Annotated in this window: 17 protein-coding genes and 1 pseudogene; 6 read left to right on the top strand and 12 right to left on the bottom strand. The window is 63.1% G+C overall.

Going from position 1 to position 16,784, the window contains the following annotated elements; translation table 11 throughout:
• Position 1: 1 nt before the first annotated feature.
• From V7Q48_RS09815 to V7Q48_RS09855, 9 genes are all read right to left on the bottom strand, one after another.
• Positions 2-2,413 (bottom strand): VirB4 family type IV secretion/conjugal transfer ATPase, encoded by a 2,412-nt coding sequence (locus V7Q48_RS09815; protein ID WP_442947118.1) that lies wholly within the window; start codon positions 2,411-2,413, stop codon positions 2-4.
• Complete coding sequence (locus tag V7Q48_RS09820; protein ID WP_333837834.1) at positions 2,406-2,756, bottom strand: type IV secretion system protein VirB3; 351 nt, start codon at positions 2,754-2,756, stop codon at positions 2,406-2,408. The genes V7Q48_RS09815 and V7Q48_RS09820 overlap by 8 nt, the downstream gene beginning before the upstream one ends.
• Entirely contained in the window at positions 2,753-3,091 is a 339-nt protein-coding gene (locus tag V7Q48_RS09825) for a TrbC/VirB2 family protein (RefSeq protein WP_125723801.1), read from the bottom strand. Before V7Q48_RS09825 ends, V7Q48_RS09820 begins: the two co-directional genes overlap by 4 nt.
• Entirely contained in the window at positions 3,088-3,756 is a 669-nt protein-coding gene (locus V7Q48_RS09830; RefSeq protein ID WP_333837839.1) for a lytic transglycosylase domain-containing protein, read from the bottom strand. The genes V7Q48_RS09825 and V7Q48_RS09830 overlap by 4 nt, the downstream gene beginning before the upstream one ends.
• Positions 3,753-4,094 (bottom strand): hypothetical protein, encoded by a 342-nt coding sequence (locus tag V7Q48_RS09835; protein WP_333837841.1) that lies wholly within the window; start codon positions 4,092-4,094, stop codon positions 3,753-3,755. The genes V7Q48_RS09830 and V7Q48_RS09835 overlap by 4 nt, the downstream gene beginning before the upstream one ends.
• 49 nt (positions 4,095-4,143) lie before the next feature.
• On the bottom strand, positions 4,144-5,088 hold the full coding sequence (locus V7Q48_RS09840) for a phytanoyl-CoA dioxygenase family protein (protein WP_333837843.1): 945 nt from the start codon (positions 5,086-5,088) through the stop codon (positions 4,144-4,146).
• 11 nt (positions 5,089-5,099) lie between these two features.
• Positions 5,100-5,711, bottom strand: a complete 612-nt coding sequence (locus V7Q48_RS09845) for an acyl-homoserine-lactone synthase (protein ID WP_333837846.1) — start codon at positions 5,709-5,711, stop codon at positions 5,100-5,102.
• Between the two features lie 73 nt (positions 5,712-5,784).
• A complete protein-coding gene (locus V7Q48_RS09850; RefSeq protein WP_442947119.1) occupies positions 5,785-6,621 on the bottom strand; it encodes a LuxR family transcriptional regulator in 837 nt (278 codons plus the stop codon).
• Positions 6,545-7,306 (bottom strand): helix-turn-helix transcriptional regulator, encoded by a 762-nt coding sequence (locus V7Q48_RS09855; RefSeq protein WP_004212755.1) that lies wholly within the window; start codon positions 7,304-7,306, stop codon positions 6,545-6,547. Before V7Q48_RS09855 ends, V7Q48_RS09850 begins: the two co-directional genes overlap by 77 nt.
• Before the next feature lie 221 nt (positions 7,307-7,527).
• Here V7Q48_RS09855 and V7Q48_RS09860 point away from each other — a divergent pair, with 221 nt between their 5' ends.
• Positions 7,528-8,097, top strand: coding sequence for a hypothetical protein (locus V7Q48_RS09860; RefSeq protein WP_004212754.1), 570 nt, complete (start codon positions 7,528-7,530; stop codon positions 8,095-8,097).
• 109 nt (positions 8,098-8,206) lie between these two features.
• Here V7Q48_RS09860 and V7Q48_RS09865 read toward each other — a convergent pair whose 3' ends face one another.
• A complete protein-coding gene (locus V7Q48_RS09865) occupies positions 8,207-8,887 on the bottom strand; it encodes a methyltransferase family protein (protein WP_004212753.1) in 681 nt (226 codons plus the stop codon).
• Complete coding sequence (locus tag V7Q48_RS09870; RefSeq protein WP_442947120.1) at positions 8,884-9,147, bottom strand: DUF2933 domain-containing protein; 264 nt, start codon at positions 9,145-9,147, stop codon at positions 8,884-8,886. The genes V7Q48_RS09865 and V7Q48_RS09870 overlap by 4 nt, the downstream gene beginning before the upstream one ends.
• A gap of 252 nt (positions 9,148-9,399) precedes the next feature.
• On the opposite strand from V7Q48_RS09870, the gene V7Q48_RS09875 reads away from it, so the two are divergent.
• From V7Q48_RS09875 to V7Q48_RS09895, 5 genes and pseudogenes are all read left to right on the top strand, one after another.
• Positions 9,400-10,848: an MBL fold metallo-hydrolase gene (locus tag V7Q48_RS09875; protein ID WP_333837931.1), complete on the top strand. Its 1,449-nt coding sequence runs from the start codon at positions 9,400-9,402 to the stop codon at positions 10,846-10,848.
• Positions 10,845-12,383, top strand: coding sequence for a thymidine phosphorylase family protein (locus V7Q48_RS09880; protein ID WP_333837853.1), 1,539 nt, complete (start codon positions 10,845-10,847; stop codon positions 12,381-12,383). Before V7Q48_RS09875 ends, V7Q48_RS09880 begins: the two co-directional genes overlap by 4 nt.
• Positions 12,384-12,391: 8 nt before the next feature.
• Positions 12,392-13,264 carry a ribose-phosphate pyrophosphokinase gene (locus tag V7Q48_RS09885; protein WP_238147328.1) on the top strand — a complete coding sequence of 291 codons (873 nt, stop codon included), beginning with the start codon at positions 12,392-12,394 and terminating at the stop codon, positions 13,262-13,264.
• Positions 13,265-13,433: 169 nt separating this feature from the next.
• Positions 13,434-13,630: pseudogene (locus V7Q48_RS09890) on the top strand (hypothetical protein); the annotation flags it as partial.
• A gap of 593 nt (positions 13,631-14,223) precedes the next feature.
• Positions 14,224-14,844: a response regulator transcription factor gene (locus V7Q48_RS09895; RefSeq protein WP_333837856.1), complete on the top strand. Its 621-nt coding sequence runs from the start codon at positions 14,224-14,226 to the stop codon at positions 14,842-14,844.
• A 143-nt stretch (positions 14,845-14,987) separates the two neighbouring features.
• Here the strand turns inward: V7Q48_RS09895 and V7Q48_RS09900 are convergent, their stop codons facing one another.
• Positions 14,988-16,754, bottom strand: a complete 1,767-nt coding sequence (locus V7Q48_RS09900; RefSeq protein WP_037448033.1) for an oleate hydratase — start codon at positions 16,752-16,754, stop codon at positions 14,988-14,990.
• Positions 16,755-16,784: the final 30 nt, after the last annotated feature.

Genomic DNA, 16,784 nt, shown 5'->3' on the forward strand with positions numbered 1-16,784 from the left:
CTCATCCTTTCCTGGTCGATGCAGACCGACGCTGCTGGTGAAAAAGAGGCAGCCATTTCGCCGGGTCGTCGCCGACATCAGCGCGAATGGCATCGAGGAGCGTCACGGTTTCCGTGGTGCCCGAGAGCACCGCGAGCTCGTCGGTGAGGCCGCCCAGGTCCAGTTCCACCACGATCGAGTCATGACCCTGCTTGATGAGGAAGCGGCGAGATTCGGGGTTCAGGTCGTGACGGATGAGCTTGAATTCCGCCTGGGTCAGGCCCAGCCCGTCGATATAATCCGTTTCACGCCCATAGGGGTTGGGCAGCAGGATCTTGGTCGCGACCTGCTCCATGATACTGTGTGAGATATCCGAGCGCAGCGCATCGGCCGGGCTCTGCGTGCCGAAAACCAGGAAGGCGTTCTGCTTGCGGTAGGTCTTCAGGCCATCCTGGGCAAAGGCGCGGAAAGCGTCATCACCCAGCGCCTTCCAGAACTCATCGATGTCGATCACCAGTCGGCGGCCATCCAGAAGGCCGTCGATGCGATGGAACATGTACATCATGATCGGCGTGCGAACTTCCGGATTGTCGAGGAAATCGGTCATGTCGAAGCCGAGGAACGGCGCATCGAGCGACAAAGCATCGATCTCGTTGTCGAACACCCAACCCAGCGATCCGCCTCGCGACCATTTCTCCAGCCGAGCGCCGATGCCTTCCGGATCGCGCTGGCCGAGCAGCTGGCGCAAGGCCAGAATGGATCGGTTCTCCGGCGCGAGCCGCCCGAGCGACGCCAAGCCTTCGTCGATCATGCGCTCCTGGGTGACGCCCAGCGTGCCGCCGGGCGGCGTCACCAGCTGCCGGATCAGACGACCGAGAAAGACGAGGTTGCGCGGTCCATATTCGAGCGCCCGCAGCGGCGCGAAGCCGGTTGGCTCCGCGTTCTTCAGCGTCAGATAGATCCCGCCAGCAGACCGCACGTAGATCTCGGCGCCGCGATCCTTGTCGATGAAAATCTGCTGAGCGCCCGTCTTCTCGAGCTGCGCCATCAGGAAGTTCTGAACGACCGTTTTGCCCGCGCCCGAGGGACCGATGATGAGCGTGTGGCCGAGATCCCCGACATGGAAGTTGAAATAGTAGGGCGATTGCGCGGCCGTCTTCATCAGCGCGATCGCCGGACCCCAATGATTTCCGCTCGGCCGGCCTGCGGGATAGGTATGAAAAGGCGCCAATGCGACGAAATTCCGCGATGTGATTGCCGCCGGCCGCGCCCGCCACGCGAAGTTACCGGGAAGCTGAGCCCAGAAGGCCGCCTCGAGCGCCGGCCCTTCCCTCGCCGATACCAGACCAGCGTCCGCGAGCGCCGCCCGCGCGGCCGACAGATTATCGGCGAGCCGTCTCTGGCTCTCGGCAAACACCCCAAGCGAGAAGTGATGTTCGCCCAGCACGAACCGATTGCTTTGAAGATCGTCGGCGGCGTCTTCAAGGTCGAGCGCCTGGCTTGCCGCCGCGTCCTCGGTCGAAGCCATCTGGTTCTGTCGCCGGCGCAGCCTTTCGGCCGCGCGCGCCTTCCCCATGAAGGTGAAGGACTGCGAGACGACGAATGCGAAATCCTGGCCGAGCAGAGCGTTCATCTGACCGGGGCGGGTGAGCGCGGGATATTCCCGGATGCCGAAAATCCCCAGCCAGCGGCTCGCATCATGGGCGCGGATCTCGACCGTCTCGCGTCCGAAGATCACCCGCTCGCCGTAGAGTGCGGATCCAAGATGGCCTCGGACCAGCGGCACCTTGGCCTTGGCGCCCATCATGACTTGCTCGAGCACTTCGAGCGGCCTGGAGAATAGGAGGCCATTTTGCTCATAAAGAGCGAGCCGCGCGGGGCTGCAACGCCGAAGCAGCTTTTCGATATCGCGCGCCTTCTCCTCGAAGCGGGCCAACTCGTCGGGGTCGACCTCCTCATCGGCCGCCCTGGCCTTGGCGATGCGCTTGAGGAGAAGCCCGGTCCGATCGGCCGAGCCGACCGCCGGTCGCATGATCAGCGTCAGATAATGCTCGTTGACGAACATGCGCTTGGCAGTCACCCGCGCACGATATTTTTCGTCCAGTTCGGCCGCGAAGTCCGAGCGGAATTGGCCTTCGGGATAGTCATCGACCGGGCGGCGAACGATGTGGGTCCAGAGCGCGAGCCGGTCGTCGGCAATGTTGCGCCAGGTGCCGTTGAGCTTCTCATGCCAGTCGTTGAGGTGGATCGGATCCGCGGTCTCGAAGGCAAGCCCCTCGAGGCGGAACATCATCATGAGGTCGCCGCTATCGAGCGCGATCACCTCGGACGTTACATGGCGCGCGTAGGGCAGATAGCGTCCAGGCTCGGCCTCTTGCCGCAATATACGCCACGGCGTCTTGCGCGGCGGGAGCTGGGCAGCCGCACTAGCCACGCGCAAAGCCCTTGCGTTTCAGCCCCGCGACCGGGAGCGGCGAATAGGAACTGCCGCCCCACCAAACGCGGTTCCGGCTTCGCGCCTTGGTCATGGTCCACAGCCACAGCAGGCGGAAGGCATTGGCATCATGCCGCACGATGAGCCGTGCAACAGCAAGACAGGCGCCTCCGATGGCGCCGGCATAGAGCGGGTTGCCGCTGACGATCAAAGTGAGACAGGCGGTGAGCGCGATCGGCAACGAGGCTTCGAGCGGCACGCCGAGCCACATCGTCGGCCGCGTGACCGCCAGAAACAGCGTCTCCTCGCGCAGCCGCTCGTCCAGGGCGGCGCTCTCCTTCACGCGCCACCCGTGATGGTGTCGACGATCCACTGCGCACTGAAGACGATGAAGATGCCAACGATGACCGTCACCAGAAGGCCGAGGCTGGCACGCCCGGTGAAAAACATGAACCCGACGATCACGACCGCGATCACGGCGATGGTCTTGGCGAAGGTCCCGGTGAGCCAGGTTTTGATGTTCTCCGCCATGGACGTGATGCCGTCGGCACCTTGCGCATGGGCGGGATCGCTCAGCAGCAATGAGAGAAGCACCGCCAGACCGACGATGCCGGCGATGCGCAGCAGAAGACGCGCCCATTGGGGCTGGGAGCCCAGGCGAGCGGTGATCGCTGTCATGGATGCTGTCCTTTCTGAGAAGCCGCCCCGTCCCCGAAGACCATGAGCGAGGCCTGCCGGGCATTGGCGGCGGTGTTCCAGCCGACTGCCTGCATCGCCACGAGCGTTTCGGGTTGCGGATTGGCGATCGCCGCGTCGGCAAGCGGGGCACGTGCCAGCATGACAGGCGCTGGGAGCCTGCCCCGGATCAGGGGGATGACGGTCGACGCGCTGGCATAGACCCTGGCGACATAGCCGTTGCGAAAGCCGCGCTGCCGGTCGCCCGTATTGTACATCGACAGGGCGGTCGCGATCGCATGATCTCGGCTCGGGGCAAGGCGCGCGACCGCCTGGTAGTTGGTCGCGATGACGCGGGCGGCGGCGGCCAGATTGGAGCAGGGTTCGAATGCATTTTCCACCGAAAGCCCCAGCCATCCGAGATTGGCGCTGTTGATCTGCCCTAGGCCGAGATCGATGTTGTAGCCTTGACCAATCAGGCTGCGCGCCGCTGCGATTGCCTGCGCCTTGGTCGCGGGCTTTGGCGCGCGCACGCCGGGACTGTTGACGCCGATGGCGAGACTGTTGAACCGGCTCTCGGTGTGGACGATCGAGATCAGAGTCTCGGGCGCCACCGTTGGTGCGCACGACCCTGCGAGCGAAAGAAGGGTGGCGACATCGAGGATCATCGGCCGCCGCCGTTCAGGCGCTCGATGCCGGCCAGCGAGTAGGTCTGGCTGCGGCCGTCGTTGAACGTGATGACCACCCGCCGGCGAGCTGTGGAATCGCGATCATAGACCTTCGTGCGGGCGACGCCGCCGCCGCCACAGCCGGGAAAGGAGCCGCCGGTGGCCAAGCGTTGCCAAAGCTTGGTCATCGGCGACACGCATTGCGCGTATTGGGTCGCGCCACCGGGATTGGAAAGACACAGGAGAACCTGGCAGCCCAGGTCATTCGCCGCTGCCGGTGCGCTTGGGAGGGCTGTGGCGAGGGCGAGCATCGCCATGCCGAATATCGCACGTTGCATCGGGTCTTCCCCCGCGAGAGACAGCCCCCGCGTCGGGAAATGCCGTCAGCTATCCGTTGGACTTCACCTCTCTTTTGTTCCGGCCGCGCTCGATTTCGGCAATCCCCCCAGCCGGGGGGAGTTGATCGGTTTGCTGACGGAGGAATTCGGACAGAGCGCCTTCCTGGTCGGGTCGGAGAGCATCGATTGCGGCGAGATGGTCCGGCGGATCGCCGCCGAGCAGGATGGACGGGCACTGCCCGTCATAATTGCCGAGATTGGGGCGGTGCTGCTGGTAGCCGACCAGCGCGGCAAGCTCGGGATCGAATGCGCTGGCCACCTCGGGCGGATAGGTCAGCCACTGGTTCTCATAGGGCTTCAGCCAGCCGAGGCAGTAGCTGACGATGATGCCTCGGCGCACCGCGTTTGAATGATTCGAGCCGGCGCCATGGAGGGTCGATCCCAGAAATATGATCGCCGATCCCGGATCGGCTTCGATGGCGACCGGCTCCGCGCTGTCGTCACCCTGCCCGCCATTGTGGCTCCCCGGCCAGACCAGCGTTGCCCCATTTTCGGCCTTGAACGGCGAAATCGGCCACATGACGTTGACGAGATATTCGAGCTCGCCGGTCGGACCGCGCCACATGTCTTGGTCCCTGTGCGGAAATTGCGCTGGCGCCCCCGGGTGCAGCTCGAGCGCTTGCGTGAGGTTGAGCTGGACGGTGTCGCACCAGGGCTCGAGGATAGCGTGGACGAGGCGCATGACGGCAGGGTTTTGGACAAGACTTTCCACCGCCGGCGCGCGCTTCAGCAGGCCACCGAAGCGTTTTGTCCGAGGGCCGTAGAATCCGCCCTGGCAGAAAGGCGTGGCGGCAAAACGCGGATGGAGGGATCGATCGATCTCCTCGATGCGCGATCCGGGCTCGACGTCGCGCAGGATACAGAAGCCGTGCTGCCGCAGCTTTTCGTCGGCTTTGGTCGCGGCGGAGATGTCGCGCCGTGCGATCGTGGCCATGATCACCCTCCTCACGCTGCTGCGGGAAGATCGGCAAGGCCGACGGTGCGGAAAACACCGCTCGCGCGCAGCTGCTCGCGCGTCCGGTCGTCCACATCGATTTGCAAGGCGACGAGGCTTCGCCCTTCCTCGGACGTGGGAAGACCCAATGGTCGGCAAGTCCAGCCGAAACTCAGGATCTGCTGGAACCACGGCCACTCGGCGACCCCGGTGAAGCTGTGGATCTGGTTGGCGAGGGCATATTCGACGAGCGCGGTGACCAGCTGATTGCGCACCTCGAGACGCTCCCGGGCACGCAATTTTCGCGCAAGGCAAAAGCGGGTGATTTCCAGGATTGCACCGCCGCGCGGCGGCGCTTCCTCGCAGAGATCTGGGAAGATCGTGCCGAGAATATGCTCGTGCGTGGTCGGCAGAAGCCGTGCGGATGCACGGTGTTCCCCGTCGTCCCCGGTAACAACGATGTAGACGGCGCGATCATTGTCGAACTGATCGATCTCGTAGCGACCGGCGATGACCGGAACGTCCCAGCGAAGAAGATCGACGAAGACCCGCTTGCGCTCCTCGAACATGGAGCGAAACAGGCGGTGTTCCATGGCTTGCGAAAAGCCGGTCCCGATGTGCATGACAGCCTCCTTTTGTGAGGCCTGTCAGTCGATCAGAGGCGGCTTTCTTGCGTTATCCCCAGTTCTGGGGAGATCATCGGCCGAACACATCGGCGAAGCTGATTTGCCCGTCGAACAAGGCGCGAATGGCAAGCAGGGTGCGCTTGGTGACACCATAGCGGTCGCGCGCATCCTTCACATGTTGGATCACCGTTTCCTGGCCAATGCCGAGAATCTGGCTGATCTCCCAATCGGTCTTGCCCCGCGCGACCAGCGCCACGCATTCGGCCTGCCTTTCGGTCAGGCTCGGGCATTCGGATTGCGGCGCGTGGATCCGGGAAATCTTGCGTGCCGCTTCGAACGCGAAGCTGCCGACGAGCTGCACGAACGGCAGCTGCCGATGGTCGAGCATCTCGCCCGCCGCCATCGCGAAGGAACAGGATCCATTGAGCTCGCCAGGAATATGGGCCGGAACGGTGAAGCCGTCGCCCAGCCCGGCCTCGTAGGCTTCTGCCAGGATCGAGCGATCGGCGGCCGTCAGAGAGATGATCGACTGAACCGCCGACCAGGCAAAGCCCACATTGGTGCGATGGCTGGCGCGGTGGATCGGGTCGCTCGCATAGAGGCGTCTCGCCTGGAAGCGCTCCACCCAGTCTTGCGGATAGTCGACGATGTGGACCGAGCGAACCGCAGGCTTCAGGTCGACATGATGGACCAGGGCATAGTGCCGAAAGCCCATGGCCTTCGTGATTTCGGCCATCAGGTCAGACAAGGCCGTAGCGTCCTTGATCGCGCCAGCGACAGCGCAGAAATCCTGAACTTGCCCAAGCCCGATCATCATATGGCCGGCGAGATCAGAGCAGCGCTTCCATGTTGAGATGACCATCGCGAACCGCGCGCAGCACCAGCTGCGTGCGTCGTCGCACGCCATAACGCCTGCGGGCCGATTCAACATATTCGTGCACGGTGTCGCGGCTGAGGCCGAGGATCTGGCCGATCTCCCAGTCGCTTTTGCCTTGCGCGACGAGCGCGATGCATTCGACCTGGCGAGGGCTGAGAGGGACGCAGGCCAATGGCCCTGCCCTTTCGCCAAGCAGCTCGCGCGCCCGATCATAAGCGACCGAGCCGAGCAGACGGGCGGTCAGAACCTCCTCTGCGCTGAGCGGCTCGTCGCGCGATCGGGCGGCGGTAAAGATCGCCTCGGGTTCCCCCGGGGTCCGGATTGGCAAACTGTAGCCGGACGCAAGGTCATGGTCCCTGGCGCGGTCGAGGATGCTTCGCTGGCGCGGCGTGAGCTCCAGCACGTCGCCGATCCGGTCCCAGGCGAGCCCTGACGGGGTGCGAGCGCAGGCCGCATGGATCGGATCTTCGAGATAATGGCGTTCTTCGAGAACTTCCTCGAGCCAGGCCGATGGATAGGTTGTGAGGAACAGGCTTTGCTCGCCTCCGCGCCGAAGGTCGATATTGTGAAGCAGCGTGAACCAGCGGAAGCCAAGATCGCGCACGGCGGCATCGATCGTGCCATGTAAATCGCCAAGGGTTTCAGCACGCTGACAGTCCGCCGCAAAGCGCGTGAGATCATCAAGGCGGCCGCAGTCTTTTATCCTGTTCGCCATAGGCGACGGAAGCTCGTCCGCGAGGAGACGGCTCGTCCAGACCTAAGCGGCGAGCGCCATGATTATCAGGATGAGTTGAGAACGATTCGCAACAATCTACGATTAGAATGGATCGCCTATGACACTTTATCCGCCGGCAAAGTGTCATAGCTGACAACCCGTCTGCGGCCGCCGATTTGGGATTCACATTGATCCTGCTTTGTGCTTGATTCCATCATGTTATGTTTCATGCAGGCAAGCCTCTTGAACCCTCCATTGGCTGTGATGTCGCGGCCGTGCTCGAGACGCTGGCGACCGTATCGAGCCGGCCCCGTTATGCCTTCATGCTGCTCAACCTGATCGCCCAGGTGGCGGGGCCAGATGGAAGCGCCGGTCCCTGGGTCAGGCGGAACGATGGGCTCGTTTCCCTGCGCGATTGGCTATGCGACGCATTGACCCCGATGGCCCAGCGTGGTCCGCGCAGCATTACGCTGGCCGAGCGGGTCGAGAGCGACCTCGCTAGAAACGGACTGCTCCCCGGCGATCTGGAGAAAAGGCGCGGCGTGATCGCGGAGGAAATGCGGGCACGCATTCGCACAGCCGGCAAGAGTAATCTCAGTCGCGCCGTTTCCGAACTGGTGAATGCAGGCCTGCTCCGCCGACATTATCAGGGCTATCGCGTCGACCATCGGAACCGTGGCGGCCAGCGCCACGCCGTCTATACCTTGATCGGCGATGCTCTGCGTCTAGTGCCGGGCATCAGCTCCACACCGAATCTGCCCGTGCAAGGCGAACTTGCCCTCCCAAGATGATTGCGCAGTCGAACCGGGGTTGCTGCAGTAGTGTGCTGTGAGGTCGGGTAACGATGTCCGAATAATAAGGCCAGTCAGAACGTCAGCATTGACCTTGCCGGCAATTACATCAGCCATTCCCGTCAAAGGATCGCCATGGCCTTCTTCGACGCGAATGGATTGTCAGATTCGGAATGAAGCCGGGCACGCGAGCCATATAATCGCGGTAAACCTCGCCGAAGCTGGCTAGAGCCTCCTTTTCCTCATGCCGAGCCAGCCGAATATACATCACGACGAGCACCGGAAACATAGCAAGGGTCAAAAGGGTCGGCCATTGTAGCAAAAAGCCGAGCATGACGAGAATGAAGCCGACATATTGCGGGTGCCGGATCCGGGCATAAATCCCAGTAAGGGCCAATTGGTGTTTGCGCTGACTCAAGTGAAGGGCCGTCCATGCAACCGAGATCAGCCAGTAACCCACGCCGATCAGCACAAAGCTGGCGATGTGGAATGGACCGTAATGGGGATTAACTCGCCAGCCGAACATCATCTCCAGGAGATGTCCAGCATCGTGGCTCCACCAGTCGACAGCGGGGAAATACGACTGGAGCCACCCCGAAAGCACGAAGATCGTGAGCGGGAAGCCATACATTTCCGCGAAGAGCGCTATGATGAAAGCGCTGAACGCCCCCAAACTGCGCCAGTCTCGTTTAGTTGCCGGCTTGAAGAAGCTGAACGCAAAGAGGATGAAAACGGCGGCGTTAACCAGCGCGAGCCCCCACAGACCATAGCCATAGTCGGCGTGCGTCATCGCGAATCTCCTTCGATGCGGCCGTTGGGATTGGCCGGTAAGCCGGCGGGTGCCTGACCGGGCTCATGGCCATGCTGATGCCCACCATGGCCGCGGTGCATGAACAGGTGCATGAGCGGGCAGGCGAGCAGGATGAGATAGGGCAGCACACCCAGGAAGTGCGCGGTATGCTCGGTGAGGAGGAAGAAGCTAGCGACGAGCAGGAAGCCGATCAGAACGATCTTGCCGCGCTTGCGCATGCGATGGTCATGTTCGCCCATATGCCGTCCTCTTCTGGTCAACGTCCGGGCAGCATAGGCTCGAGTCCAAGGAGCAAGGTATAAGTAGAGACCGAAGTCCCCCGGGCATCGCGCAGGCATGGGTAAGGCGATCGATGGGATCGGCCATCGGCGTTCGGGCGACGCAGCTGTCGGGGAGCAGCAGTCGTGCTGCGGATTTTGCGTATAGGCGTGCGGCGTCCGCGAACCAATGCTGCGCTCACGAACATAATCGTGAGAGGCAGGCCCGCGTCCATGCAAAAGAGAAAGAAACGGCACCATTCCCGCGTGACCATCTTCGAGCGTGAAGCAAGGATCGATCTGGCCAAGCGCCCGGCCGATGGTCTCGGCGTTGCCTTTCTCGGCGGATCGGGAACGGTCACAGGGTCGCGTTATCTGGTGGACGATGGTGAAACTCAGATCGTGGTCGATTCCGGCCTGTTTCAGGGACCCAGGGATCTGCGCCGCCTTAATTGGGCGCCAATTCCACCCGAAGTCGCGGATGTCGGCCAGGTCCTGCTGACCCACGCTCATCTCGATCACTCGGGGGCGCTGCCGCGCATGGCGCGCCTGGGCTGGGACGGTACCGTCCTTGCAACGCGGGCGACCGCGGCCCTGTGCGAGCTCCTTCTTCCCGACAGCGGCCATCTGCAGGAAAAGGATGCGGAGTTCGCCAACCGGCACGGCTTCTCAAGGCACCAGCCGGCGCTGCCGCTCTACACCCAGGCCGACGCGCGTCTGGCATTGCAGCTCTTCCGCCCGATCGAGTTCGGAGCGTGGCATGCAGTCACGGACGGCATCAGGGTGCGCTATCATCGCGCCGGCCACATCCTCGGCGCGGCGTCGATCGAGATCGACTGGAAGGGGCGGACAATCCTCTTCTCAGGCGATATCGGCCGTTACGGCGATGCGGTGATGAAGGATCCCGAGCCGCCCGCGCGCGCCGACTATGTCCTGGTGGAATCGACCTATGGCGATCGGCGCCACGAGCAGGTCGATCCGACAAAGACGCTTGGAGATCATGTCGAGCGATGCGTCGAGAGAGGCGGGACGGTGGTGATCCCGGCCTTCGCCGTGGGACGGGTTCAGTCGCTTCTCTATCATTTCTCGCGTCTGCGCGCGCAGGGACGCCTCCGCGACATCCCGATCTTCCTCGACAGCCCGATGGCGATCAACGCGAGCGGGCTGATGTGCGATTTCATGGACGAGCATCGCCTGGCTCGCGCCGAGTGCGAAGCGGCGTGCAGCGTCGCGCACTATGTGCGCGAAGTGGAGGAATCCAAGGAACTCACCGCCAACCCCGCCCCCAAGGTCATCATCTCGGCCAGTGGAATGGCAACGGGCGGCCGCGTGCTCCACCATCTCAAGCGCTTCGCGCCGGATGGGAAGAACCTCATCCTCTTCTCGGGCTTCCAGGCGGCGGGCACCCGCGGCGCCGCCATGATCGGCGGCGCCCGGACGATCAAGATCCACGGCGAGTATATCCCGGTCGAAGCCGAGGTCGCCAACCTGACGATGCTCTCGGCGCATGCCGACAGCGACGAACTCATGCGCTGGCTCGGGTCGCTGCACGAGGCCCCGCGCCACGTCTATGTCACCCATGGCGAGCCGACCGGCGCCCAGGTCCTGGCGAAGCGTGTCTCGGAGGAACTGGGTTGGGCATGCAGCGTACCGGCGCTGGGTAGCTGGGGCATGCTCGCGTGAAGCCCGGGATCATCGAGGACGCCGAAGCAGAGCCTGTCGCGACGACGCTGCGGGCACGCCGCATCGGCCTGTCGGCTGCCGGAAGCGATCTGATCGCGGTCATGCGCCACGACTGTCCCGTCTGCCGCTCGGAAGGTCTTGCGTCCCGCGCGCAGGTCGCGCTGCGCGCCGGCGGGCGGGAAATCGTCGTCTCGCTGCTGCACAGCTCCGCGGAGACTCCAGCGCCCGGCGAGATCGGCCTCTCCGAATCCGCATGGCAGCGGCTCGGCGTCAGCGATGGCGATCCGGTCGAGATCGCGCACGCCCAGCCTCTCGCCTCGCTCGCCGAAGTGCGTCGGCGCACCTATGGCAATCGTCTCAGTGACGGGGCTTTTTCAGCGATCATCACCGACATCGCCGAGCGACGCTATAGCGATGTCCATCTCTCGGCGTTCGTCACGGCCTGCTCAGCGGTCCCGCTCGATACGGACGAAACGATCAGCCTGACCAGGGCGATGGTCGATGTCGGCGAGCGATTGCAGTGGCCCGGAACGGTCATCGTCGACAAGCATAGCGTCGGTGGCTTGCCGGGCAATCGCACCACGCCGATCATCGTCTCGATCATGGCCGCGGAGGGCCTGATCATGCCCAAGACATCGTCGCGGGCGATCACCTCACCGGCCGGCACGGCGGACACGATGGAGGTGCTGGCACCTGTCGACCTCGACGTTTCCGCAATCCGCAAGGTGGTCGAGCGCGAAGGCGGCTGCATCGCCTGGGGCGGCGCCGTCAACCTCAGCCCTGCCGACGATGTGATCATCGGCGTGGAACGGGTGCTCGATATCGATGCCGTCGGGCAGATGGTCGCCTCGGTGCTGTCCAAGAAAATCGCGGCCGGTGCGACCCATCTGGTCATCGACATCCCGGTCGGGCCGACCGCCAAGGTACGCGGCGCCGATGCCGCCGACACGCTCGAGCGGGCGCTGAGCTCTGTCGCCCAAGCCTTCGGGCTTCGCACGCGCGTGATGCGCGGCCCCGGCGCCGAGCCGATCGGACGGGGCATCGGTCCGGCGCTCGAGGCGCAGGATATCCTTGCCGTGCTCCAGGGGCAGCCGGGCGCCGAGGATCTCGCCCACCGGGCCTGCGAGCTGGCGGGAGGACTGCTTGAGCTCGCGGACGCAGCCCCGGCCCGCGAAGGTTATGCGCGTGCGCGGGCGTGCCTCGAAAGCGGCCGGGCCTGGGTCAAGTTCCAACGTATCTGCGAAGCGCAGGGCGGCATGCGGGCTCCACCGGTCGCCCGGTTCCAACAGGATATGATCGCTCCCTATAGCGGCCGCCTGGTGAGTATCGACAATCGCAAGCTCGCGACGGTCGCGAAGCTTGCCGGCGCGCCGATGGCCAAGGCCGCCGGCGTCGCGCTGCAGTGTCGGCTGAACCAGATGGTGGATGCCGGGGCTCCCTTGTGCACCATTCATGCCGAGAGCCCGGGCGAGCTCGACTATGCGGCGGCCTATGCGGTGAGCGACGGGCCGATCTTCGGGATTGAAGCGCTATGAACCGTCCCGTGCTGTTCGCGCTGTCTGGCAGCGAGGCCCTGGCACAGCCGCTATCCGCCGCGCTCGATGCAGAGGTCGGCACGATCGAGCATCGTCAGTTTCCTGACGGGGAAACCTATCTCAGGGTCGTAAGCGACATCAGCGACCGCGAGGTCATCCTGCTGTGCAGTCTCGATCATCCGGACGCCAAGCTGTTGCCGCTGCTGTTCGCAGCCGACACCGCGCGCGATCTGGGCGCTCGCAGGATCGGGCTCGTCGCCCCCTACCTCGCTTACATGCGCCAGGACATTCGCTTCCATCCCGGCGAGGCGGTGACGTCGCGAACCTTTGCCGCGATCCTGTCTCGCCATCTCGACTGGCTGGTGACGGTTGATCCGCATCTCCATCGCTATCATGCGTTGTCGGAAATCTACCGCATCCCGACCCAGGTCGTTCATGCCGCGCCGCTTCTGGCCTCGTGGATCAAGCGCAATGTCGCTCGTCCGCTGATCATCGGTCCGGACCTGGAAAGCGAACAGTGGGTCTCGCAGGTGGCGGCCGATGCCGATGCTCCGTTTCTCGTGTGCGAGAAAATCCGGTCCGGCGACCGTGACGTCACCATCTCGATTCCGAATGCCCCAGCGTTTCTCGATCGCCAGCCGGTGCTGGTCGACGATATCGCCTCATCCGGCCGAACCCTCGCCGAGGCGGCGCGCCAGCTGGTCGACATGGGGTTCACGCGACCGGATTGCGTGGTCGTGCATCCGCTTTTCGCCGGCGATGCAGCGCAAGTCCTGGGTGGGCTCGTCGAGAGGATCGTCAGCACGAACGCTGTTGCACATACTTCGAATGATATCGACGTGATGCCGGCGATTGCGGAGTCCGTTCGCCGCGGGATCTGAACGGTGCGCTGCGCGTCAGTTCTTCAGTACTCAATGCTCAATGCACGATGAAAACGAACGCCCGCCAAACGCCGGGCGCATTCCCATTCATTGAACCTAAGCGAGTCCGAACCAATCTTCTGGGAACTCCGCTTTCGGAGAAAGTCGCGGCAGGAAAGGAGGATATGTCATGTCGCACACACGCTCGTTCCTTTATCCCTTCATCGTTGCTCGGCACCCGCAGCTTGAGCCCGAAGTGAAGCCCGCCATCCTTGCATCCTGGGCGTCCGATCGCTCCGCCGTCGAGGGCCAACCGGCCCTCCGTCGCCCGCCAGCATCCCGGTGCCGGTCGACGATGTGATGGCAGCGCTGCGCTGGCTCGATCGCGCTGAGCGCGGCGCGGGCCTGGCATCCTTGGTTCGTCAGGAACAACCCGGTATCGGTGCCATCCTCGCCGGGAATATCGAAACTGCGACACGGAAGGCGGGCGATCTCTGCGATGATCAGCCTTCGATCTCACAACCCTATGATCACCGGTTCGTGCTGAATCGGATTCGCCGTGCCGTAGCGGCGCGCGAGCGGAGCTGCGATCCGCCCCGGACATCGGCGTTACGGCGCGCTGCTGACACAGAATAGCGATTATCAGCTTCTTGCCATGACAACATGACGCGTCGAGCTTAGGAGCAACCAGCGCGCTCATCCCCCAAGAGGCGTGCCCACTCCCGGCGGCAGCGTCTTGCGGCGCCTTGCCGCCGGGAGACCAGAGGGAGCGCCGCCCCGTTCGCAAGAGCGGTCATCTCGCAAAGTTCGGCACATGATGCCGGGTCGCTTACCCCCCTCTCGCCGAGCACCTGCCTTGCCTGTTGTGATGCGGCGGTATTTCGGCCTTGACCTTGGACCATGGTCCTACCCGTAGAAGGTCTCCCCTTTGAAGCTGTGCCCGCTGGGGTGCGCAGCAATGCCAACACGTCCGGGGGGCCATGGAGAGCAAGCGCGTCGTTCATGTCATTGATGACGAAGAAACAATCAGGAAAGCTGTAGGATTCACATTAAGGACAGCGGGATTTGCCGTCGAGACCTATGGCTCGGGAGTCGACTTTCTGAAAATTGCAGATGAAGCTGAAAGAGGTAGCATCGTTCTCGACATGCACATGCCGGACATGAACGGTCTACAGGTTCAGGCAGCGCTGACGCAGATGGATATAAGCATGCCAGTCGTGATGCTGACCGGCAACGGAGACATTGCGCTTGCTGTCCAAGCGATGAAGGCGGGTGCTGTCGATTTCCTGGCCAAACCTATCGAACGGGCGCTGCTGCTCGATGCGATAGACCGAGCGTTCGCGCGCATCGACACGGCCGAGGGGCGCGCTCTCGACGAAGCCGAGGCATGCCGACAGGTCGATCTACTGACACCGCGCGAACGGGATGTTCTCGAAGGCCTTGCGCAAGGCCTTCCGAACAAGACCATCGCCTATGATCTGGGCATTTCTTCACGGACGGTCGAAGTCCATCGCGCGAGCATCATGTCCAAGCTTGGAGTCCGTACCCTTGCCGAAACCTTGCGGATCGCCTTTGCGGCTGGAATGGGAAGGCCGCTGTAGGTAAAGGCGGCCAGGGCTGCTGCGGTTGAATCTCTGCGTGTCACCTGATGGCGCGGACATAGTGCCTGCCGGGATGCATCGACGTTGTTCATCAGCTTTTGGCGGAATTTTCGTGAGCCCAGGCGAAGGGTCGCGCTTGATTGCTATCGCGAAAGGAGATGAAACTCTTCCAACAGCTGGGCGATCTCTGTGCCTTCAAGCTTCTTCATCAACAGCTTGCGCAGGAAGGACGGGCCGGGAATGTCGATCCCTTTGCTATCCCTAAGCGGCCCGATTGCGGCCAGAAGCGTGCGGATATCATAGGTTGAGTTGAACACTTCCGGCACGCCGCGTTCGACCTTCATCAGGGTGTAGACGGCCTCCATCGGCGTGCGCACCGAATATTCCGTCGTGAAGATACAATCACGCTGCTTCGACTCGGCAAACTGGCCGACAAAGGCGAAGTTGACCGCGCCCTCGGGCACCACGTCCGGCCGGTCGCCGGCCTGGCGCGGCATGAAGAAGGCGGTGATGTAGGGCATCATCACCGGCACGGTCTTCGCCCCCGTCGCGGCGAGGCCGGGGATGTCCTCGACCGGCACGCCGAGATGATAAAGCCATTCCTGCGTGATCTCCTCGCCCGTGCAGTCCTGCATCGGCTTCTTCACATAGTCGCCCGGCCGGTCGACGAACAAGGCATAGAACCAGGCGACGATCTGGTCCTTCGGCTGTTTCCTGAAGTGGGGTTGCCGGCTGACCGTCCAGCTCAGCAGCCAGCTCGAGTCCTTGACCGTGACGATGCCGCCAGTCACCACCGTGCCGCTGAACGGATCGCGCCTGGCGATCTTGCGAATGTACGCCGGAATGCGCGCGTCGAGCGTGGTGATGGTCGCCGACGCCCATTTGGTTTCCGGGATGTGCGATCCGAACACGTCGGGACGACCAAAGGCCGGGTCCTTGGCCGCGATCCGGCGCCACAGGTCCCAGGCCGGCGCCGGCCCCTCATTCAGCCTGGCCGGTGTATGATGATCGCCATTGTCGGAATTTTCGGTCAGCGATCCGATGGTGATGAAGACGAGATCATCGGCGCCGAGATCGACGCCGCCTTCGACGCCGTTTTCGATCCAGGCAATCCGGGTCGCCTGCTTGCGGCCGGGCTGGATGTCGAAATCGACGTCGGTGACCTCGACGCCGTAGCGAAATCTGACACCGCGATCCTGCAACCATTTGACCAACGGCAGGACCATCGATTCATATTGGTTGTAGCGGTTGAACTTGAGCGAGGAAAAATCCGCCAGACTGCCGATATGGTGGATGAAGCGATGCAGATAGAGCTTCATCTCGAGCGCGGAATGCCATTCCTCGAAGGCGAACATGGTGCGCCAGTAGAGCCAGAAATTGCTCCTGAGGAAATCATCGCCGAAGACTTCGTTGATCCGCTTGTTCTCCATCTCCTCCCGCGTCGCGAGGAAGACGGAGATCAGATCTTTTTGCGCGCGACCGCCGAGTGTCAGCAAAGCCTTGTCGGGCACATCCTGGCCCTGGTTCTGCGTCACGCGTTGAAGCGAAAAATTGGGATCGTCCTTGTTGAGCCGGTAGAATTCGTCGAGCACACTCGCATCCTCGATCTCCAGCGAAGGGATCGAGCGATAGAGATCCCAGAGGCATTCGAAATGCTCCTCCATCTCGCGCCCTCCGCGGATGACGAACCCCTTTTCCGGGACGTCGAGGCCGTCGAGCGCGCCGCCGGGAACATGCAGCTCCTCAAGGATGGTAATATGCTCGCCGGCGACGCCGCCGTCGCGGATCAGGAACGCCGCGCCTGCCAGTCCCGCAAGACCCGAGCCGACGAACCAGGCCGTCTTCCTGTCAGCGCCCTCAGGTTTGCGGGGCCGCACGAAAGCTTCGTAGTTCCCGCTACTATAGTGCATGCTCAACTCCATCCTTGATCCCGACGACAA

The sequence above is a fragment of the Novosphingobium sp. genome, assembly GCF_036803765.1.
Taxonomy (GTDB): Bacteria; Pseudomonadota; Alphaproteobacteria; order Sphingomonadales; family Sphingomonadaceae; genus Novosphingobium.